The following is a 20,658-nucleotide window of genomic DNA, read 5'->3' on the forward strand; positions in this document are numbered from 1 at the left end:
TTCATCGCGCGGCCGGCTTATTCCTCGCCCTCGCCGCTTGCGTTTTCGTCAGCCAGTCCGAAGTCGGTAAACTGGGAGAACAGATCGTCCTCTTCCTCCCGCTCGGGCAGGTCCGGCGTCTCGATCCCGAAGGAGTCCTCGAACTCGGAATCCACTGCCACGACATTCGCTTTTTCGTCCATCGTCTCGTCGATGATCGGGGTCATGCCCATATTGTCGTCGTCATCCATCGACTGGCGCAGGTCGATCACCTCGCCGTCCTTGTCGAGGACGTTGACGTCCAGCGCCAGGGACTGCAGCTCCTTGACCAGCACCTTGAACGCCTCGGGGATGCCGGGCTTGGGCACGTTCTTGCCCTTGACGATGGCCTCGAAGGTCTTGACGCGGCCGACCACGTCGTCGCTCTTGACCGTCAGGATTTCCTGCAGGGTGTAAGCCGCGCCGTAAGCCTCCAGCGCCCAGACCTCCATCTCGCCGAAGCGCTGGCCGCCGAACTGCGCCTTGCCGCCCAACGGCTGCTGGGTGACCAGGGAGTACGGGCCGGTGGAACGGGCGTGGATCTTGTCGTCGACCAGGTGATGCAGCTTTAAGAAGTACATATAGCCGACGGTGACCGGGTGGTCGAACGCCTCGCCGGTGCGCCCGTCGTACAGGACGGTCTTGCCGTCGCGGGAAAGACCCGCCTGCTCGAGCGTGTCCTGGATATCATATTCGTTGGCGCCGTCGAAGACCGGGGTCATTACCTTCCAGCCCAGCGCCGCGGCCGCCCGGCCGAGATGGACCTCGAGCACCTGCCCGATGTTCATACGCGACGGAACGCCCAGGGGATTTAAGACAATGTCCAGCGGGGTGCCGTCCGGCAGGAAGGGCATATCCTCCTGCGGCAGGATCCGGGACACGACGCCCTTGTTACCATGGCGGCCGGCCATCTTGTCGCCCACCGAGATTTTGCGCTTCTGGGCGATGTAGCAGCGCACCACCATATTGACCCCGGGCGAGAGCTCGTCGCAGTTGTCGCGGGTAAAGACCTTGACGTCCACGATGATCCCGTATTCGCCGTGGGGGACCCGCAGCGAGGTGTCGCGCACCTCGCGCGCCTTCTCGCCGAAGATGGCGCGCAGCAGCCGCTCCTCGGCGTTTAATTCGGTCTCGCCCTTCGGGGTGACCTTGCCCACCAGGATGTCGCCCGAGCGCACCTCGGCGCCCACCCGGATGATCCCCCGCTCGTCGAGCTCGCGCAGCGCGTCCTCGCCGACATTGGGGATGTCCCTGGTGATCTCCTCGGGGCCGAGCTTGGTGTCCCGGGCCTCGATCTCGTATTCCTCGATATGGATCGAGGTAAAGACGTCGTCCTTGACCATCTTCTCGTTAATCAGCACCGCGTCCTCGTAGTTGTAGCCCTCCCAGGTCATGAAGCCGATCAGCGCGTTCTTGCCCAGCGAAATTTCGCCGTGGTCGGTGGCCGGACCGTCCGCGATGACCTGGTCCTTTTCAACCCGCTCGCCCACGCCAACAATCGGGCGCTGGTTGATACAGGTGCCCTGGTTGGAGCGCAGGAACTTGATCAGGTCGTAGGTGTCGTTTTCACCCTCGTCGGTGCGCACCACGATCTTGTCGGCGCTCACCTTCTGCACGGTGCCGCCGTTTTTCGCCAGCACCACCACGCCGCTGTCCACGGCGGCCTTGTATTCCATCCCGGTGCCGACGACCGGCGCCTGGGGCTTTAGGAGCGGAACCGCCTGGCGCTGCATGTTGGAGCCCATCAGCGCGCGGTTGGCGTCATCGTTCTCCAAAAAGGGGATCATCGCGGTCGCGACCGAAACCACCATCTTGGGCGAGACGTCCATGAAGTCCACCCGGTCGCGCGGAACCTCCTGGATGGTGTCCCGGAAGCGCACGTTGACCATTTCATTGGCAAAGCAGCCGTTTTCATCCAGCGGCTCGTTCGCCTGGGCGACGATGTACTCGTCCTCCACGTCGGCGGTCATGTAGACGACCTCGTCGAGCACCTTGCCGCTCTTCTTGTCCACCCGGCGGTAGGGCGCTTCGATGAAGCCGTATTCGTTGATCTTGGCGAAGGTCGCCAGATACGAGATCAGGCCGATGTTCGGGCCTTCCGGCGTCTCGATCGGGCACATGCGGCCGTAATGGCTGTAGTGCACGTCGCGCACCTCGAATCCAGCGCGGTCGCGGGACAGGCCGCCCGGGCCCAGTGCCGATAAGCGGCGCTTGTGGGTCAGCTCGGCCAAGGGGTTGGTCTGGTCCATGAACTGCGAAAGCGGCGAGGAGCCGAAAAACTCCTTGATCGAGGCGACCACCGGGCGGATGTTGATCAGCGCCTGGGGGGTCACCACGTCCATATCCTGGGCCTGGGTGGTCATCCGCTCGCGAATAACCCGCTCCATTCTGGAAAAACCAATCCTGAACTGGTTTTGGAGCAGCTCGCCCACCGAACGGATGCGGCGGTTGCCCAGGTGGTCGATGTCGTCCTTGGTGCCGATCCCGTAGCCGAGGCCGGTCATGTAGTTGATGGTGGCGAAGATGTCGTCGAGGATGATGTGCTTGGGGATCAGCTCATCCCGGCGCAGGCGGACCTGCTCCTTGAATTCCTCCTCGGAAAGGTTCGCTTCGAGCAGCTCCTTGAGGACCACGAAGCGCACCTTCTCGTTGATCCCCAGACCCGTAAGGTCGTAATCCACGAAATCGTGGATATTCACCATATTGTTGGAAATGCACTTGAGCTCCTGCTCGCCCACCTCGATGAAGGCGACGGCGACGCCCTTTTTGTCCAGCTCATGCGCCCTTTCGCGGGTGAGGATCTCGCCGGGCTCGGCGAGCAGCTCCCCGGTCAGCGGATCAATGGCGGGCTGGGTCAGCTTGTGCCCCGCGATCCTGGTGGCCAAAGAGAGCTTTTTATTATACTTATAGCGGCCCACGCGGGACAGGTCGTACCGCCTGGGGTCGAAGAAGAGCGCGTTGATATGGCTCTGGGCGCTGTCCACCGTCGGCGGCTCGCCCGGGCGCAGCTTGCGGTAAACCTCAAGCAGCGCCTCTTCCTTGTTCTGGGTGCTGTCCTTCTCGAGGGTGGCGAGCATGAGCTCGGTCTCCCCGAAATATTCGAGGATCTCCGCGTTGGAGGAAAGCCCCAGCGCCCGGATGAAGGTGGAGATGGGCAGCTTGCGGTTTTTATCGATCCGCACATAGAACACGTTGCTCGAATCGGTCTCGTACTCCAGCCAGGCGCCGCGGTTGGGGATGACGGTCGCGGCAAACAGCTCCTTGCCGGTCTTGTCCCGCGAGGAGGAGTAATAAACGCCCGGGGAACGGACCAGCTGGGAGACGATGACCCGCTCGGCGCCATTGATAATGAAGGTGCCGCTGTCAGTCATCAGCGGGAAATCCCCCATGAAGATATCCTGCTCCTTGACCTCGCCGGTCTCCTTGTTGAGCAAGCTCGCGCGCACCCTCAGGGGCGCCGCATAGGTGGCGTCGCGCTCCTTGCACTGGGCAATGGTGTACTTCGGTTTGTCGTCCAGCCGATAATCGATAAAATCAAGGACCAGATTCTCCTGGTAGTCGGTAATCTCGGACACGTCCCGAAAAACTTCCTTGAGGCCCTCTTCCAGGAACCACCGGTAAGAGTTCTTCTGAACTTCGATCAGATTGGGCATGTCCAAGACTTCATTGATGTGGGAAAAGCTCATGCGGGTGGTCTTTCCCAGCTGCACCGGCTTGACATTCACCATAGGCTCACTCACTCCTGTTCGCATATTTATACGGTTTCCTCTGCAAAAGTTCGCCAATTTTTACAAATTCATCCTGCCTTGGCGCCGCACCCTGCGGGCGCGGCAGGCATAGCTTCCCAAAAATCCGAATTCGCTTTTAGCAGATTGACTGAAATCAGGCCGATTATCCCTTCCGCAGGTATTGAACTTTAGCAACAGATGTGCTATTATATATTCCTTAGAAGGTATAAAAAGCCATTTTGATACAGTATACTATTATATTACAGGATATTACAGTTGTCAATAGCTAATCTGACGAATCCGAAAAAAACCCGGATTTGAATGAATTCCTGCAAAATATTGCTTCAAATGTATAATATTGGGCGCTCCTACATAAAATATGCAGGTCCCCCTGCCCTGCCGTCATTTTGATCAAACGACAAAGCCCCCGTGCCGCATTGCGGCACGGGGGCTTTTATTTAATGATTAAACACGCGCAGCACCGGAGCCGTATAGGTCGACCCGGTATAATTAATGTCCCGCACGCTTCCTATGGTCCAGACATTTGAAAAGTCCCAGCCCGAGAAGGTGCCCTGGCTCGCAAGCTGGGAGCCGGCGGTCAGCCTCGATACCGAGGTCAGGCTGGCCGAGTTATTGCCCGCCGCCAGAGCCTGGCCATTGAGCCAATAGGAACACCTGATAGGAGTACTGCCTGGAACCGCGCTATAACCGAGCAGTCCACCGGTTCCCTGTGGGTGGCCGTTGGGTACGCCCGTCACGGCATAGCAGTTTTCAATGGTCATTCCCGTATTGCTGCGGCCGACCAAGCCGCCGCCGTGCCAATTCGAATTGGTGAGCTGGCCATAGGCATAACAATTGGAAACGAGTGTCCCGTTTTCCGCATTGCCGACCATCATACCGGCGGTGGATATGGTACCGCTCGTGCTTCCGGTATATCCCGGCGGACCGGTCACCTTTGCATTAACATAGCAATACCGGATGGTGGAACGGTCCGCCGATCCTACCAGCGCGCCGACCGCAACGAGGTTATCCGACCCGGTATAGATTCCCTGGATCGTTTTACTGCTCTCTAATCCAAGATTTTGAACGGTCGCTCCGTAAATGGAACCAAACAGCCCGCACGGGAGCCTGCAATTGATTTGCAGGTCATGAACCACGTAACCCTTTCCATCGTAAACCCCGGTAAACTTGTTATAGCTGCCCCCGCCCAGCGGCGTCCAGTTGCCCGAGAGTCTGATGTCCTGTGTCTGAATGAAGCTTGCCGCCAAATGGTTGTTGACATGCGCGAGCTGCGCCGGTGTGGCGACCCGGAACGGACTTGCCGCCGTGCCCGTCCCTACATAGTAGGCCCCCGCCGTCCCCGCCGCGCAGCCGCAGGAGGGTGGGGTGGTGAAGGTTTTATCAATACTCGCCTCCCGATCAAAGGCCTCCCGCCCCGGCGCGACGTGCGCCGTCACCCGAAGCGTCCAGTTGGAGGGCGCGGCCGCATCGTGGCGCAGCGGCAGGTGGACGTTGACCTGCGCGGTGGGCGTGATGGCCACCTTGGCCTTTACCGTCGGCGTCCCGGCGGCGGTGGAGCCCGCATAGAGCGCGAAGGTGTAGTCCTGCGTCCTCGCCGAGCGCGTAAAGGGGATATCCACCCCATAGTCGCAGCTGTAGCCGTCCTGCACTGCGACCGTCACCCCCAAAGAGCTCGGGGCGGCGCACACCGGCAGCGCCAGCGTCAGAGAGAACGCCAGCGCGGCAAAGACTTTTCCCAGGCTTTTCACTTTCATCGTTCGGCCTCCTAGAAAGACCGCTAGTAATATCTTCTAGGGACCTTTTCTTTTGCAGAACCCCCTGGAAGGCTGTCACTTTCCCTTGCATTTTTCACCAAAACAGGATATACTTAGAAAAAGTTGGAAGGGTTTGGAGGTTTTGCTCCACCCGCACGCGAAAGCAGATCAAATCAAGACCGCAAGCAGATATTGCTTGCGGTCTTTTTGGGCGGATGATCCTTGCCGGCTTGTATCAATGGTTAAACGCGCGCAGGTTGGGATAGATCGCCCCATTGTCTAAACGCCAGACAGCGGAGAAGTCCCAGCCCGGGAAACTGGCCTCTTTTTTAAACGCATCGGCCGTGCCGAGGATGGTCGAGGCGATTGCGCCGTTCCCAAAAGCCGGGGCCATCGACACGCAATTGGCGCAGCCGCCGCCGCTGAACGAGCCGAACAGGTTTCCGGAAAAATAAGAACTGACCAAACCGTCCGAATAGGTGTGGCAGTAGGTGACGTAGGCCGTCGCAGTCGCGCCGATCAGCCCGCCGCAATAATTGGCGGAAACGCTGCAGCCCGCACTGTAGCAGTTTGTAATCTGCGCCCCCTCCCCGGCGGTCCCGATCAGCCCGCCGCCCACATGGGGCGAGGAGGCGGTAATGGTCGCCGCAAAGCATTCGCTGACCGTGGAGGAGCCCAGTGCATATGCGGCAAGGCCGCCGGACCGTCCCTGGATTCCAGAAGCGGTCGCCGAACCGCGGGAGACGCCCAGCCTTTGCACGGTGCCGTCCCGGATATGGCCAAACAGCCCGGCCATCTCGGCGTTCACCTTGAGGTTCGAGACAATGTGCCCGCCTCCGTCATAGCTCCCGGTAAAGTTGGCAAGGCTGTTCCCGCCGAGCGGCGTCCAGGCCCTGGAGGCGAGGTCGAGGTTCTTGGTCTGGAGGAAGGACTTGTCCAGGTGGGCGTTGACGTGCTGCAGCTGCTCGGGCGTGGCGACCTGGAACGGGCTTGCCGCCGTGCCCGTCCCTACATAGTAGGCCCCCGCCGTCCCCGCCGCGCAGCCGCAGGAGGGTGGTGTGACGAAGGTTTTGTCAGCGCTCGCCTCCCGATCAAAGGCCTCCCGTCCGGGCGCGACGTGCGCCGTCACCCGAAGCGTCCAGGTGGAGGGCGCGGCCGCATCGTGGCGCAGCGGCAGGTGGACGTTGACCTGCGCCGTGGGCGTGATGGCCACCTCGGCCTTTACCGTCGGCGTCCCGGCGGCGGTGGAGCCCGCATAGAGCGCGAAGGTGTAATCCCGCGTCCTCGCCGAGCGCGTAAAGGGAATATCCACCCCGTAGTCGCAGCTGTAGCCGTCCAACACCTCGACCGTCACCCCCAAAGAGCTCGGGGCGGCGCCCGCCGGCAGCGCCAGCGCCAGGGAAAACGCCAGCGCGGCCCAAATCATTGCCAGATTTTTCACTTTCATGTTCCGGCCTCCTAAGAAAGACCGCTAGTAACGTCTTCTGGGGGCCGTGGTTTTACAGGGATACCGCTCGCGGGCGCCGTTTTCCCTTGCGTTTTTTACCAGAACAGGGTATAATTAGGAAAAGATTGGTGAAAGCGGGGGTTATTGCTCTACCCGCACGCGAAGACAGGTAAAAACAAGACCGCAAGCAGACGTTGCTTGCGGTCTTTTTAAAATTCAGGGCTATTCGCTATGAGCTTCCTTTTGCTTCTTGATGACCTTCATGCGGGAGAACTCCTCGCGCTCCTTCTCCTCCAGGGCATCCGAAATAAATTTCAGGGTGCGGCTAAAGCGCGGGATGACGATGTTCTGCAAGGCGTTGGCCCGCTTTTGCGTCTTGGAGATCGCCGAAGCCAGGCGGTAGACGCTGTTCTCCACCTCGGCGAGCTTGGCGCTCATGCGCTTGGCCTCGTGGAAGCACATATAAGCCGCGTCCAGCTTGGAGTTGGTCTGGGTCAGCCCGTAGCAGAGCACCGGCGGGCGCTCCTCGAGCTGCACGGTGGGGATCTCCACCCCCATCACGCTCTTGTAGCCGATCGACAGCCCGTCGTCCACCGGCACGCCCTTGGCCACGTCCTCGACCAGCCCCAGGGTGATGTTCGCCTCCTCCAGCGCCTTATACGCGCGCTCGAAGGTTTCGGCGATTTCGGCTTTCATCCGCTTGGCGTCGTCGATCTTGAGCATCAGCTCCCGCACGAGGATGTTGCGCTTGCGGTCCAGCAGCTCGAACCCCAGGCTGGAGAGCTGGAGCGATTTCTTGGTCGCGATCAGGTTGCCCTTGGTCGGAAAAATTGGCTGCTCCATCCCCTCACCTCCATTCGTAATCGGCGGGCATTAAACATGCTCCTCTTCCCGCGCTTGCAGTTCTTTCGCGCCCTCTTCGTCGTAGTACTGCTCGATAAACTTGTTGTCGATCCGGTCCAGGGCACCTTTTGGCAGCATGGACAGGAGCTTCCAGCCGAGAGAGAGGGTCTCCTCGATCGGGCGGTTCTCGTCGAACCCCTGGTTGATGAAATATTTCTCGAACAGCTTGCCGTACGCCAGGTACCTGCGGTCCATCTCGGAAAGCTCATCCTCGCCGATGACCGACGCGAGCGAGCGGGCGTCCTGCACGTTCGCGTAGGAGGCGAAGAGCTGGTTGGCCACGTCCGAATGGTCGGCCCTGGTGTACCCCTCGCCGATCCCGTCCTTCATCAGACGGCTTAAGCTCGGCAGCACCGCCACCGGCGGGTAGATCCCCGTCTGGTCGAGGTTCCGGTCGAGCACGATCTGCCCCTCGGTGATGTAGCCGGTCAGGTCGGGCACCGGATGGGTGATGTCGTCGTTGGGCATGGTCAGAATCGGGATCTGGGTGACCGAGCCGTCGTGCCCCTCGATGATCCCGGCGCGCTCATAGAGCGAGGCCAGATCGGAGTAGAGGTACCCGGGGTATCCTTTGCGCCCCGGGATCTCCCCCTTGGAGGAGGAGAACTCGCGCAGCGCCTCGCAGTAGGCGGTCATGTCGGTCATCACCACCAGGATGTGCATGTTGTGCTCAAAGGCGAGATACTCGGCCGTGGTGAGCGCGCACTTCGGGGTGAGGATGCGCTCGATGATCGGGTCGTTGGAAAGGTTTAAAAACATGACCACCCGGTCCATGACCCCCGCCTGCTCGAAGGAACGGCGGAAGTAGTCGGCCACGTCGTTCTTGACGCCCATGGCCGCGAAGACGATCCCGAAGTTTGATTCCCCCCCGTCGGCGCTGGCGATGCCCGCCTGCTTGACGATCTGCACGGCGAGCTTGTTGTGCTGCATGCCGGAGCCGGAGAAGATGGGAAGCTTCTGCCCCCGGATCAGGGTCATCAGGCAGTCGATGGAGGAAATACCCGTCGAGATATAGTTTCGCGGATAGACGCGCGAAACCGGGTTGATCGGCGCGCCGTTGACGTCGGCGTACCGCTCGGCATAGACCTCGCCGAGTCCGTCGACCGGCATGCCCGAGCCGTTGAAGATGCGCCCCAGCACCTCGATCGAAAGCGGGATCTGCATGGGGTGCCCGGTGAGCTTGGTCTTGGTGTTGGTCATCGACAGCCCGCTCGTGCCCTCGAAGACCTGGATGACCACCCGCTCCCCGTCGATCTGCACCACCCGCCCGAGGCGGGAGGTGCCGTCCTCCAGGGTGAGGGAGACCATCTCCTCGTTCGATACCGCCGGCACATGGTCGAGCACCACCAGCGGGCCGTTGATGCTGCTGAGCCCTACGAATTCCAGTCCCACTGCTTACCCTCCAATCCGCGCCAGCGCGTCGTCGATTTCCTTATAATACTGATCGAACAGGTCATAGCGATCATTCGGGATGTCGTATTTCATCTTGATCAGCTTGTCGCACAGCCCACTCTCCAAAATCGAGGAGAGCGGCACGTTCATCTGCACCAGGGCACCCGCCTTGTGGTAGAGGTGCAGGATACAGCGCATCATCAGCATCTGCTTTTTGAGCGGCACATAGGTGTCGTCCGCGTGGAAGGCGTTCTGCTGCAAAAATCCGACCCGCACCACCCGCGCGAGCTCCAAGGTCAGGCGCTGGTCGTCCGGCAGCACATCCTCGCCGATGAGTTTGACGATCTCCATCAAATGGTTTTCCTCGGTCAGGATGTTGGTGATCTCCTGCCGGTACTTTAAGAATTTCGGCCCGACGTTGTCCTTATACCACTTCTCCAGGTCCTCCACATACTCGCTGTAGCTGGTGTTCCAGTTGATGGAGGGATAATGCCGGGAGTAGGCCAGGGTCTTATCCAGCGCCCAGAAGCAGCGCACGAAGCGCTTGGTATTCTGGGTGACCGGCTCGGAGAAATCGGCCCCCTGGGGGGAGACCGCCCCGATGATCGACACCGAGCCGTAGGTGCCGTTCTGGTTTTGCATATAGCCGGCCCGCTCGTAGAACTGGGAAATCCGGCTGGGCAGATAGGCCGGGAAGCCCTCCTCGGCGGGCATCTCCTCGAGCCGCCCGGAGATTTCGCGCAGCGCCTCGGCCCACCGGGAGGTGGAGTCGGCCATGATCGCCACATGGTAGCCCATGTCGCGGTAGTATTCCGCAATGGTGACCCCGGTATAGATCGACGCCTCGCGCGCCGCGACCGGCATGTTCGAGGTATTGGCGATCAGCACTGTGCGCGCGGTCAGCGGCTGGCCGCTCTTGGGGTCGATGAGCTCCCCGAACTCCTCGAGCACCTGGGTCATCTCGTTGCCGCGCTCGCCGCAGCCGATGTAAACGATGATGTCCGCATCGCACCACTTGGCCAGCTGGTGCTGGGTCATGGTCTTGCCGGTGCCGAAGCCCCCGGGAATGGCGGCGGTGCCGCCCTTGGCGATCGGGAACATGGTGTCCACGATCCGCTGGCCGGTGATCAGCGGCACGCTGGAGGCCAGGCGCTCGAGCACCGGGCGGGCGGTGCGGATCGGCCAGCGCTGGGCGAGCTTCAGCTCCTTTTTTTCACCCCTGCGGTCCTCATAGGTGACGAGCACGTCCTCGACGGTGTAGCTGCCGTTTGGCACGACGGAGAGCACCGTCCCGCCCTCGCCGGGCGGCACCATGGATTTATGCAGGATCAGCTCGGTCTCGGGACAGGTGGCGAAGACCATGCCGCCCTCGAGTGTGTCGCCGGGCTTCACCTGCAGGGTGACCTCCCATTTATGCGCGGGGTCGAGCGAGGGCACGTCGGCCCCGGCGGCGATGAAAGCGCCGCTCTGTTCCTCGATGGCTTTCAGCGGACGCTCGATCCCGTCGAAAATCCCGGCGAGCATCCCGGGGCCCAGGGTGGCGCAGATCGGCGCGCCGGTGGTGTAGACCGGCTCGCGCGGGGAGAGCCCGGTGGTGTTCTCGTACACCTGGATGGTGGTCTTCTCCTCGTTCATCGAGATGACCTCGCCGATCAGGCGGTCCTCCCCGACATAGACCATCTCCTGCATCGAGAAATCCTTGGTGCCCCTGACCATCACGACCGGACCATTGATCGAATAAATTACATTTTCGCTCATGTCTCTTTCCTTTCCAGTCTTAAAGTTGGGTCAGGCGCAGCCCGGAATTGGAGTAGAACCACTCCTTCTGTTCCTGTAAAGTGTTGTCCAGGCTCTCGTTGATGATGAAGGATTTTCCCTCGTCCTCGATGATAAAGCCGCCGATGGTGATCTCCCCACTGGGGAGCACGCTGCACCCGGGCAGCAGCTTTTCGATCTTTTCCTTCTGCCCCAGGTCCTGCTCGCGCAGATAGACCCGCGGATGGGAGAAGCGGTACCCCTCGGTGGCGCTGCCGAGCTTCCGCTGGAGCCACTGCGGGTAGTCCGCCGAGGCGGTGAAGCTCAGCAGCCGCTCGCGCACCTCGCCGAAGACCTTGGTGACGTATTCATCCCGGCGCAGCAGCATCTGCTTTTTCAGCTCGCTGTAGCGGCGGGAATGCTTGGTGGTGTAGTCCAGCCGGATCTTGGCGGCCTGCTTCTGGACCAGGCGCTCGCAGTCGGCGCTCGCCTCCTCCTGCAGCTTCTGCTTCTGGGCCTCTTTATACTGTGTAACCTCGCTGTCGATCTTTTCGATCTGCCCCTTGAGCTGGCGGTCGATCGACTTTTGAAATTCGAGTAGCTTTTCTTGGTTGGAAAGCAAACCAAATGCCTCCTTTTCGGGCGAGAGCGCCCCCTAGATTGTGATGCCGATTGCCTGCTTGACGTATTCGCCGATACTCTCCCCGATGTTGCCCGAGCCATGCCGGTCGGGGATCTCCACGATCAGGGGGGATTTGCGTTCCAGCTTATACTGGTACACCTGCTCCCGGCAGAGGGACAGGGTCTTTTGGGTCATCAGCACAACCCCGACCTCACGGTCCTCCATCGCCGAGTCCAGCGCCTGCCGCACCTCCTGCGGCTCATGGACGACCACCCCGCGGATCCCCGCCAGGCGCATGCCCATCTGGGTATCGATGTTGTCGCTGATCAGAAAGAATTTCATATCCGCGGCCCCATTTCAAGGTTAGATTTTGTTGAGGATCAGGATGGAGATCAGCAGGCCGTAGATGGCGACGCCTTCGCCCAGCGCCACGAAGATCAGGGACTTACCGAACGCCTTCGGGTCCTCGGAGAAGGCGCCGATGGCGGCGGGGGCGGCGGCGGCGACGGCGATACCGGCGCCAAGCGCCGAGAGCCCGGTGGCCAAGGCGGCTGCCAAAAAGCCCATGCCCTGCGCGTTGCCGGCGGCCGCGGCCGTTTCGGCCGGGGCGGCGGCCGCCGCCATCGGCACCAGCAGCACCGCGGCGCAGACCACCGCGAAGGAGCAAAGGTTGAGGATCATCCTGCGCTTGACGGTACGGCGGGTGAGGTTGCCCTTCTTATAGATCGCAAACAGGGGGAGCACCAGGGCGGCGACCAGTACGGCCGGAAGAATAAAAGTCAACATGATGAAAAATCCTTTCTCAGATAAATTTTTTCATTTGGTTTACTGCACGGCGGCCATGTCCACCGAGATCGGCTCGAACGGCTCGCCCTCCCCCGAGAAGAAGCGGGAGAACATCTCATAGAACTGGAGCCTGAGCACCTGGATCCCCACGATCAGGCCCTCCAGGCACATGACGAACAGGTTGCCGATTACGATCACCACCGGGCTCGCGCCCGCCGAGACCATCGAGGAGATGGTGAAGACCACCGCCATCATGCCGGCGTGGCTGAGGATGAACCCGCCCACACGCAAAAAGGACATGGTGTTGGCCACGAAGGAGAGCACCACCTCGAACAGCTCGAAAAAGCTCTCGGCGATGAAGGAGCCGACCCCGCTCTCGAAGCTGATTTTGCGCTCGCCGCGCGCGAGCTTGCCGAGCGGCTCCTTAAAGAAGATGAGCAGGATGGGCAGCACGATCCCCAAAGCGATCACCACCGGGTTTAAAACGCTCGTACCGGTGAGCATGCCCAGCACCCCACAAAGCACCGTGCCGTAGAACACCAGGCCCGCCAAACCGTTCTGCGAAAAAATGGCCCGGTCCATGTCGTGCTGCTTGAAGCCCAAAACGATGTTGATCAGAATCGACACCATGATGATCAGCGCGCCGATCCCGACCGCGCCGATCAGGAGCATGTTGATCGTCCCGGCGTCCATCACCTCGATCGGCTTCCCGCTAAAGCCCAGGGCGTGGTAGAGCGGGTCGAGCGCATGCTCGAAGCCGAACACCGAGCCGTAGAGCAGCCCGAAGAAGGCGGAGGAGAACCCGATCCTTGTGACGATCGGCCCGAGCTCCATCTTTTTAAACCGCCACATCAGCGCACCCGCCAGCGAGAGCAGCAGCCCCTGCCCGAGGTCGCCGAACATCACGCCGAAGAGCAGGGTGTAAACGATCGCCACATAGGGGGTGGGGTCGATGTCCTTGTGAGAGGGGATGCCGTACATCTTGACGAACATCTCGAACGGGCGCACGAACCAGTTGTTTTTCAGCTTGGTCGGCGCCTGGAAGCGTTTGTCGTTGTCCTCGGGCATGAGGTCGACCGTCAGCCCGTCGATGGCGCGCAGCGTCTCGGAAAAGCGCTTCTCGTTGCCCTTCGGGATGAAGCCGACCATGTAGAACATCCCGTTGGCCACGCCCACGTACTTGCGCAGGTCGAAGGTGCTGCACAAAAAGCGCACCTGGCGGTAGTAGTCCAGAAACCGCGCCTTGTTCTCCGAGACCAGCGTCTCGATCTGCTTTTGCACCGTGTCAAACTTCTGCGTCTCGTCCTTATACTGGGTCTCCAGCAGGTCGATGGCGAGCTGCGGAGTGCCGTGGACATAGTCAGGGATGCGCACCCGCTCGAAGAACAGGGCGGAGAAGATGTCGTCCACCTCCTGGGCGTATTCGTTGGTGGTGAAGTACACCCCCCACAGATAGCTCTCGTCCTTGTCGAAGGGGAAGAAGAAAAACATCTTGTGGTTGTAATAGGAGAGCTTGCGGTTGCTGTCCAGCGGCAGCCGCCCGAAGCGCACCTTGATATACTGGTTGGAGAAGATCTTGTCGAAGCTGACCTCCATCCCCTCCAGGTGGCGCAGGTGGATCAGCGCGTTGCGGTGCTGCTCGATGTTCTTTTGCAGCTCGCCGCGCTGGGCCTGCAGGGTGAGAAAGCGCTCGGAGAACTCGCTGACGAAGGCCTTGACCTCCTGCCGGTCCACCACCAGGTTTTCAATATCCCCGTATTTGAGCTCGATCCCGGCGTCCCCCGCCAGGGTCACCATGCGCGAGAGCAGCTTCTGATACGGGTTTTTATACTCCAGCTCCTCGAACTTGCTGCCTGCAAGGGACGCCGGGGTGATGTTCTTTGGATGAAAACACCCGAGGTCGGAGCATTTGAGGATCGTGTCGTCAAGTTTATTTAAAGGTCCCTTGATGTTGACCAGATCCATCTTTTCAATCGCCATGATTTTTCTTTGACACCTCCATAACAAAAATGGGGATTGCCGCTAGGAAACCTCGCGCCGCCACGGCCAATGCCCGGCGGGCTTCACGCTCCCTGTGGGCTTCCCCATCTGGAGCTTCACATCCTCAATAAGGCCGGCCGCCTTCTCCATTTTTTTAATCTCGTCCTTTTGCACGAAGCCGGTCACATAAAAGCGCCCGGAATAGACGGCGAGCATTCCCCGCATGTCGTACGAGCGGGCGAGGAATTTCGTCTCGCTGTAGAGCCTTATGAGCTTGGCGCGGTTCTCCTCCACCAGCCGGCGGAAGCTCTCGCTGAGCTTGTCGTACTCCCCGCTCTCATGCTGCAGCCGCGCCTTGGCGCCCTCGAGCTCCTCCCTGGGCGTGCCGCGGATGTCCTGCGGGACCCAGACCCGCTCGAAGAAGAGGGCGGCGAAGATGTTGTCGGTTTCGCTCTCATACTCCTCGGTTGTGAAGTAGGCCCCCCAGATGTAGCTCTCTCCACGCAGAAAGGGGAAGAACAGAAAGACGTGGTCCTGGTAATAGCAGAGCTTCTCCTCGCTGTCGACGGGCAGCTTGCCGAAGCGCACCTTGAGGAAGCGGGTGGAAAAGATATTTTCAAAGCGCAGCCCCATCCCCTGCAAATGCCGCAGCTGGGTCACCACGTCCCGGCACCGGGCGACGCTCTCCTCCAGGGCTTGCAGCCTGGACTGCATATCGCAGAACCCGTCGTAAAACTCGTCGGTAAAACGCCTGATTTCCTCCTCGCTCGCGGTCAGCGCGCGCACGTTCTGCCGCTCGAGCGCGATCCCGGAGTTGGCGGCCACCTTTTCGATCTTTGCCAGCAGCCCGGAGTAGGGATTTTTTTCGTCCTGCTTCTTCCCCTCGCGCTCCCCGGGGGAGTGGAGGTATTCGGAGCATTGGAGGGTGAACTCGTCGAGCGCCTCGGCCGGGCCCTCCAGGTTGACCAGGATCATTTTATCGCTTCCCAATCATCAGACACCTCCCCGGATCAGCAGCGCGCGCATCTGCGAAATATCCTGCTTGTAGCGCACGCCTTCGATGATATTGATCAGATTTTCGATCTCGATCTCCTGCAGCACCATGAACGCCACGAAGGCGGTGGTGGTGTTCTGGGAGAAGGTGAGGTACTTTTTGGCGAGGTTGTAGCGTATGCTCCCCGCGCTGTACTCGATATAGACGAAATTGTCCTTGTCAAAATACCGGCTGTAGGCCGAATGCGCGAGGATGTCGAGCACCTCGGCGGCGTCCTGCGCCATTACGATCTGCTCCATCAGCCGCCCGGGCAGCCGGCCCTTATAGCGCAGCACCATCTCATGCAGCTGCAGCGGGGAATCGGCGAAGGAACGCTTGAGGCGAAAGAGCGAGGTCACCGAGATCAGCTCCGCCTTGGTGCAGAACATCTCGCGCAGCTCCTCGGCCGTCTTGCCGCGAAACTGCTGATCGATCATGGCGAGCACCGTCTTGTAGTAGTGGTCGTAGAGCGCGTGCTCCACCAGCGGCAGAGAGGCCGGCCCGCCGTCGCCGCTTTGCAGCTCAGAAAGCACCTTGTAATAGGGCGTGCGCCGCAGCACCTCGAGCACCTCGGCAAAGCTCTTGCAGGCGGCGAGCGAGAGCACGTCGAAGCTCACACTCCCCAACAGGTACCCCGGCACGGCCGAGACGAACTCGTTCGGGTCGTCGTTGCCGATCAGGCGCACGGCGTTGATGATCATCCCGATCTCCTGCTTGATCAGGTAATAGCGGTAAAACCGGTTGCCCTTCCCCGCGTAGTGCACCAGCCGGGAATACTGCTCGAAGACCGCGCGCCCGAGCAGCTCCTCGAGCGCGCCGCGGTGGATCTGCGTCTCCTGCACGTCGCGCAGCACCTCGCCGTACCAGGTCTGGCTCTTGAGATAGGCGGCACAGGCCGGCACGCTGCTCTTGTGCATGAGCTGCTCAAAGTCCTCTTCCCTCAGCCGGTGCCCGTACATCGCCTTGATCTTGGTGAAAATCGCCTTTGAGGACATGGAATCCAGCATGTTTGGGACCCCCTTTTCGTTTGGATTTCGCTTACCAAAGGGGCGCTATCGAAGGCAGCGCTGCACGATGGTGTCCACCCATTCCCCGCGGCTTTTCTCATAGCTTTGCGAGAGCGAGCCGAGAGCGGCCTCGTAGGAAGCGCGCAGCTTTTCCATCTGCGCATCGTACTCCGATTGATAATCCTGCCGGATTTTTTCGATCCTGGCGTTCGCCTCGTCGGCGTACCGCTTCTGGATGTCCTCCCGCAAAACGGCCACCTCGTCGGCCATCTTCTGGCGGCGCTGCTGGTTTTCATGCAGCTTCTCCTGGGCGGCAACGTCCATCGCGAGCAAGGCGTTGATCGTCTGTTCCATCTCCTGGGCATGTTCCATCATGTCCCGTTCCATCGGCGCATCTGCCTCCTTTGCACAGATCGGCCCGCCTTCCGGCAGGCCTCCCGTCAAAAAATCGTAACTTCATTTATTCTATACCTATTTAATTATAAGTTCAATATGTTCGCTTTTGATTTTTTGACATTTTAATATTTCCCATCCCCCGCAGGCGCTCCACCTGCCATCATATGCCTGTAATTCCAAAAATAGCTCTTCGGGCTATTTTTAGATTCTGATGGCCGGCCCATGGCCATGGCCATTTTTCTTGCCTTGCTTCGCCTGTCAAGAAAAAAACAGGAAACTATTTGTAAAAACAAATTGAATTTTACAGAAAATGTGCTATCATAGATGCTATAAAGGTCCCGCATGGCTTCGCGGACCGATACCGAAACAATTCCCGAGAAAGGAATGAACAATCAGCATGGGCTTCAAAAACGATCTGACCCGGGCGTTCCGCGACCTTTCGGCCGGCACACCGCAGGAGGAGACGCAGCGGCCGGCGCCGGCGCAGCCGGTCAGCTATCCCGACTATGAGGTGAAAATTCCTACAAATCAAACGGATACGGGTGATTATCATATGAACAGCAATCCCACTCCCCTGGCCCCCGACGCGGGCATGGATTTCATGAACACCGATTCCTCCCAGTACAACGCCGAGCCGACCGTCGTTTCGGCCAACACCGTGATCAAGGGCGACATCACCACCTCCGACCCGCTCACCGTCTACGGCGAGGTGGAGGGGATGGTGCAGTGCGACAACTACCTTTCCGTCTCCGGCAAGATCAAGGGGAACACCAAGGGCGACAAGATCGTCATCAACAAGGCGACCATCGAGGGGGACGTCTCCTGTAACAACGACTTCTTCGTGGGCGAGGGCACCGAGATCGTGGGCAACGTCACCGCCATGAGCGCCAACATCCACGGCAGCGTCAGCGGCAACATCACCGTGCAGGACGAGGTCGTGATCGGCCCGACCGCCGTGGTCACCGGCGACATCGCCACCGGCTCGATCGAGATCAAGAAGGGCGCGTTCATCAAGGGCTCGATCTACATGGAAAGCACCACGCCCTCCTATCCCGCCGCACCACCCGCCGCCCCGGCCGCTCCCGCTCCCGCCGGCGCCGGGATCGAAAACAACTGATCCGTACATACAGGCAGAGCCCTCCGCCAACCGGCGGAGGGCTCTTTTTCTTATTCTCCAACGGGCGGGATCATGCTCCCCCGTGCTCCATGAGCTCCTCCAGGGGATAGAACACCCGTCCCGCCGGAAGGGTATAATCCAGCAGCACGCTCTCCCCTTGCCGCTCCAGGCGCAGCGTCACGTCCCGCCGCGCGTGCAGCGCGTGCAGGACCGGGAAGGGCAGGCGCTCATAGCGCTCCGCCGAGGCCGTCACCCTGCCGCCCTCCCCGGCGGCTTCGATCTCCCCGGCCACCTTCAGCCAGAAGTCCCACTCCTCGTCCGAAAAGCCGTTCGGGTCCTCGTAGGGCTCGTCCCGCGACGAGCGCGAGCGGCGGGCGCTCTCCCCCACCGTCGGCGGGCCGGGCGGATCGGGCGGGCCGGGTTGGTCGGGATCCTTGGTCCCCACGAAGTCGAAGGTCCGGTCCCCGCTCCAAGCCGCCAGCTCGTAATAAGCGGGCGCGAAGGTGTAGCCCGACAGGCCGACCGTCACCCTGCCCGACAGTTGCTCCCAGGTGTCCAGCGTGTAGCTCCCGTCCGCTCCCGAGCGGGCCGCGCCCCCCGGGGCGCTGACCTGCGCGCCGGACAGGGGGCTCCCCTTTGCGTCCTTGACGCTCCCGCGCAGGGAGCGCTCGGTTCCCTCCAGCCACAGCACCGGGTTGGGCTCATGGGTCTGCCACTCGACCGAGACGTCGGCGTACCCGTCCAGGTGCGCCGTGAGCGTGCAGCCTGTAGCCCCCCGGAACCGGAACTTCCCGTTTCGGTCAGTGAGGTTCCCCTCTGGGAAGGTCACCGAGCTGCTGGGCGACCCGACCTCGGCCCCGGCCGCCGGGGACCCGTCCGGCAGCAGCACCGTCCCCCGGGCCATAAAATGGTATTCGTTATCCCCGCTCCCGTATCCGTATACGTCGCGCAGCGCGACCGTCGCCGGGAGCGGGGAGGGGAGACTTAAACCCATATTACCGACGCCATCCCGATATTGTATACCGCGCGCCTGTTGTCCCTCTCTTTCGTCCGGCACGGTGCAGGTCCCGGCGGCGTCCGTCGTATAGGTCTGCCTACCTGCGGACTCATAGCTGACCTTAAAGCTCAGCCCCGCCCAGGGGGTCTCCCCGTCCGGCTGGTAGGCGACCACCTCGAACGCCGCCGCCGAAAGGCCCAGCGCCAGCGTCAGGCAGATCCCGCAGGCCAACATAAACAGCTTCTTCATCCCATCCCTCTCTTTCTGCGCGCAAAGCATACAAAAAGCAACGCGCCTGTCGTGGGTATTGGAAGCGCCTTTTGCACAAAAGCAAGGGGCGCTTCGCACTTTTTTTCGTCCCTTTCCCCAAACTTTTGCGCGCGGTATCCGCGCGTCCGTCCCGTTCGTTTAGGTATATTATAGCAAATGCCCCTGCTGCGGACAAGCCAGCCGCGAAAAAAAGGTTTTGGGCCGGCGGCCCAAAACCTTTTCGCTTATTTCTTTTCATCCTCCCGCGGCGCGTCCGGGTGCTTCTTGCCGTTGTAGCAGAAGAGCTGGCAGCGGATCATCCCGTTGTAGAGCTTGCGCCGCCGGTCGGCCGGCTTGCCGTAGAGCTGCTCGAACTCCTCGCTGGGCGAGATGACGTATTTACGGGTGTCCAGGCGGCCGAACACCTTGCCCATCTGGCGGTAGAGCTCGTGCGCCTGCTTGCGGTCGAGCAGCCGCTCGCCGTATGGAGGGTTGCAGATGATCAGCGCGCGCTCCCGCTCGAAGTGGAGCTGTTCGATCGGCTGGCAGGCGGCCTTGACCCGGCTCTCCACCCCCGCCTTCCTGGCGTTCGAGAGCGTCAGCTCGATTGCCGTGGGGTCGATGTCGTAGCCCTGCGCCTCGAAGGGCGCGTCCCGCCGGATCATATCGAAGGCGCGCTGGCGCTCGTCGTTGAAGATCTTGCGGTCGATGGCGTTCCAGCTCTCGCAGGAAAACCGCCGGCGCAATCCGGGGGCGATACGCAGCGCGTGCATGGCCCCCTCGATCAAAAAGGTGCCCGACCCGCAGAACGGGTCGCACAGAAAGCTGTCGTCGTAGACCTTGGCGATGTCGATGATCCCCGCCGCGAGGGTTTCGCGGATGGGGGCGACGTTCGCGTTCTGGCGGTAGCCGCGCTTATGCAGCGACTCGCCCGAGGTGTCCAGCATGATGGCCACGCTGTCCTTGCGGATCGAAAAGCGGATCTGGTAGAGCGCGCCGCTCTCCTCGAACCAGTTGATGCCGTACTTTGCGCCCAGGCGCTTGACGATCGCCTTCTTGATGATCGACTGGCAGTCCGGCACGCTGTGCAGCTTGCTTTGCAGGCTGTGCCCCTTGACGGGGAAGCAATCCTTCGGGCCGATAAACTGCTCAAACGGCAGCGCATAGGTGAAATCGAACAGCTCGGTAAAGGACTGGGCGCGAAACTCCCCCATGCAGATCAGCACCCGCTCGGCGGTGCGCAGGTTGATGTTGGCGCGCGCAACCAGCTGCACGTCGCCCGCGAAGGACACCCGCCCGTCGCTCACCGTGATCTCCTCGCCGCCCAGGCGCACGACCTCCTGCTTGAGCACGCTTTCCAGCCCGAATAGGCATGGACACACAATTTTGTACTTCATCTTTTCCCCTGTTCTTCACACACATCCGTTGCCGGCAAAATAGTTCCGGTTAATAT

At 60.9% G+C, this 20,658-nt stretch carries 16 protein-coding genes; 1 reads left to right on the forward strand and 15 read right to left on the reverse strand.

The window, feature by feature from the left end; genetic code table 11:
* Positions 1 to 17: 17 nt before the first annotated feature.
* The 13 genes from rpoB to B5477_RS11100 form a co-directional block, all read right to left on the reverse strand.
* Positions 18 to 3,746 (reverse strand): DNA-directed RNA polymerase subunit beta, encoded by a 3,729-nt coding sequence (gene rpoB / locus B5477_RS11040; protein WP_079699744.1) that lies wholly within the window; start codon positions 3,744 to 3,746, stop codon positions 18 to 20.
* A gap of 458 nt (positions 3,747 to 4,204) precedes the next feature.
* Positions 4,205 to 5,521, reverse strand: a complete 1,317-nt coding sequence (locus B5477_RS11045; protein ID WP_079699745.1) for a GLUG motif-containing protein — start codon at positions 5,519 to 5,521, stop codon at positions 4,205 to 4,207.
* A gap of 235 nt (positions 5,522 to 5,756) precedes the next feature.
* Entirely contained in the window at positions 5,757 to 6,968 is a 1,212-nt protein-coding gene (locus B5477_RS11050) for a hypothetical protein (RefSeq protein ID WP_079699746.1), read from the reverse strand.
* Positions 6,969 to 7,190: 222 nt separating this feature from the next.
* Complete coding sequence (locus B5477_RS11055; protein ID WP_079699747.1) at positions 7,191 to 7,811, reverse strand: V-type ATP synthase subunit D; 621 nt, start codon at positions 7,809 to 7,811, stop codon at positions 7,191 to 7,193.
* Positions 7,812 to 7,841: 30 nt separating this feature from the next.
* The gene (locus tag B5477_RS11060; RefSeq protein ID WP_079699748.1) at positions 7,842 to 9,263 is read right to left on the reverse strand and encodes a V-type ATP synthase subunit B; all 1,422 of its coding nucleotides are present in this window, start codon (positions 9,261 to 9,263) and stop codon (positions 7,842 to 7,844) included.
* A 3-nt stretch (positions 9,264 to 9,266) separates the two neighbouring features.
* A complete protein-coding gene (locus tag B5477_RS11065; RefSeq protein WP_079699749.1) occupies positions 9,267 to 11,021 on the reverse strand; it encodes a V-type ATP synthase subunit A in 1,755 nt (584 codons plus the stop codon).
* A 19-nt stretch (positions 11,022 to 11,040) separates the two neighbouring features.
* Positions 11,041 to 11,640, reverse strand: coding sequence for a V-type ATP synthase subunit E (locus B5477_RS11070; protein WP_079699750.1), 600 nt, complete (start codon positions 11,638 to 11,640; stop codon positions 11,041 to 11,043).
* Between the two features lie 33 nt (positions 11,641 to 11,673).
* The gene (locus tag B5477_RS11075; RefSeq protein ID WP_079699751.1) at positions 11,674 to 11,982 is read right to left on the reverse strand and encodes a V-type ATP synthase subunit F; all 309 of its coding nucleotides are present in this window, start codon (positions 11,980 to 11,982) and stop codon (positions 11,674 to 11,676) included.
* 21 nt (positions 11,983 to 12,003) lie between these two features.
* Positions 12,004 to 12,426 (reverse strand): ATP synthase subunit C, encoded by a 423-nt coding sequence (locus B5477_RS11080; protein WP_079699752.1) that lies wholly within the window; start codon positions 12,424 to 12,426, stop codon positions 12,004 to 12,006.
* A gap of 39 nt (positions 12,427 to 12,465) precedes the next feature.
* The gene (locus B5477_RS11085) at positions 12,466 to 14,406 is read right to left on the reverse strand and encodes a V-type ATP synthase subunit I (RefSeq protein WP_079699753.1); all 1,941 of its coding nucleotides are present in this window, start codon (positions 14,404 to 14,406) and stop codon (positions 12,466 to 12,468) included.
* A 42-nt stretch (positions 14,407 to 14,448) separates the two neighbouring features.
* Positions 14,449 to 15,396, reverse strand: coding sequence for a V-type ATP synthase subunit I domain-containing protein (locus B5477_RS11090; RefSeq protein ID WP_079699754.1), 948 nt, complete (start codon positions 15,394 to 15,396; stop codon positions 14,449 to 14,451).
* Positions 15,397 to 15,399: 3 nt separating this feature from the next.
* The gene (locus B5477_RS11095; RefSeq protein WP_079699755.1) at positions 15,400 to 16,446 is read right to left on the reverse strand and encodes a V0D/AC39 family V-type ATPase subunit; all 1,047 of its coding nucleotides are present in this window, start codon (positions 16,444 to 16,446) and stop codon (positions 15,400 to 15,402) included.
* A 45-nt stretch (positions 16,447 to 16,491) separates the two neighbouring features.
* Complete coding sequence (locus B5477_RS11100) at positions 16,492 to 16,833, reverse strand: hypothetical protein (RefSeq protein ID WP_079699756.1); 342 nt, start codon at positions 16,831 to 16,833, stop codon at positions 16,492 to 16,494.
* Between the two features lie 406 nt (positions 16,834 to 17,239).
* Here B5477_RS11100 and B5477_RS11105 point away from each other — a divergent pair, with 406 nt between their 5' ends.
* Positions 17,240 to 17,959 carry a bactofilin family protein gene (locus B5477_RS11105; RefSeq protein WP_079699757.1) on the forward strand — a complete coding sequence of 240 codons (720 nt, stop codon included), beginning with the start codon at positions 17,240 to 17,242 and terminating at the stop codon, positions 17,957 to 17,959.
* A gap of 70 nt (positions 17,960 to 18,029) precedes the next feature.
* Here the strand turns inward: B5477_RS11105 and B5477_RS11110 are convergent, their stop codons facing one another.
* Together B5477_RS11110 and B5477_RS11115 are read right to left on the reverse strand one after the other, a co-directional pair.
* Entirely contained in the window at positions 18,030 to 19,205 is a 1,176-nt protein-coding gene (locus tag B5477_RS11110) for a carboxypeptidase-like regulatory domain-containing protein (RefSeq protein ID WP_079699758.1), read from the reverse strand.
* Positions 19,206 to 19,450: 245 nt separating this feature from the next.
* Positions 19,451 to 20,602, reverse strand: coding sequence for a THUMP domain-containing class I SAM-dependent RNA methyltransferase (locus tag B5477_RS11115; protein ID WP_079699759.1), 1,152 nt, complete (start codon positions 20,600 to 20,602; stop codon positions 19,451 to 19,453).
* Between the last annotated feature and the right edge of the window lie 56 nt (positions 20,603 to 20,658).

Origin of the sequence: Provencibacterium massiliense (assembly GCF_900169495.1) — a bacterium.
GTDB lineage: Bacteria > Bacillota > Clostridia > Oscillospirales > Ruminococcaceae > Harryflintia > Harryflintia acetispora.

Excerpts from the sequence above, each read along its gene's own strand:
- B5477_RS11050 (WP_079699746.1), bottom strand. The coding sequence starts at position 6,968 with ATGAAAGTGAAAAATCTGGCAATGATTTGGGCCGCGCTGGCGTTTTCC.
- B5477_RS11080 (WP_079699752.1), bottom strand. The coding sequence starts at position 12,426 with ATGTTGACTTTTATTCTTCCGGCCGTACTGGTCGCCGCCCTGGTGCTC.
- B5477_RS11105 (WP_079699757.1), top strand. The coding sequence starts at position 17,240 with ATGGGCTTCAAAAACGATCTGACCCGGGCGTTCCGCGACCTTTCGGCC.
- rpoB (WP_079699744.1), bottom strand. The coding sequence starts at position 3,746 with ATGGTGAATGTCAAGCCGGTGCAGCTGGGAAAGACCACCCGCATGAGC.
- B5477_RS11110 (WP_079699758.1), bottom strand. The coding sequence starts at position 19,205 with ATGAAGAAGCTGTTTATGTTGGCCTGCGGGATCTGCCTGACGCTGGCG.
- B5477_RS11065 (WP_079699749.1), bottom strand. The coding sequence starts at position 11,021 with ATGAGCGAAAATGTAATTTATTCGATCAATGGTCCGGTCGTGATGGTC.
- B5477_RS11075 (WP_079699751.1), bottom strand. The coding sequence starts at position 11,982 with ATGAAATTCTTTCTGATCAGCGACAACATCGATACCCAGATGGGCATG.
- B5477_RS11115 (WP_079699759.1), bottom strand. The coding sequence starts at position 20,602 with ATGAAGTACAAAATTGTGTGTCCATGCCTATTCGGGCTGGAAAGCGTG.
- B5477_RS11095 (WP_079699755.1), bottom strand. The coding sequence starts at position 16,446 with ATGCTGGATTCCATGTCCTCAAAGGCGATTTTCACCAAGATCAAGGCG.
- B5477_RS11100 (WP_079699756.1), bottom strand. The coding sequence starts at position 16,833 with ATGGAACGGGACATGATGGAACATGCCCAGGAGATGGAACAGACGATC.
- B5477_RS11045 (WP_079699745.1), bottom strand. The coding sequence starts at position 5,521 with ATGAAAGTGAAAAGCCTGGGAAAAGTCTTTGCCGCGCTGGCGTTCTCT.
- B5477_RS11055 (WP_079699747.1), bottom strand. The coding sequence starts at position 7,811 with ATGGAGCAGCCAATTTTTCCGACCAAGGGCAACCTGATCGCGACCAAG.
- B5477_RS11085 (WP_079699753.1), bottom strand. The coding sequence starts at position 14,406 with ATGGCGATTGAAAAGATGGATCTGGTCAACATCAAGGGACCTTTAAAT.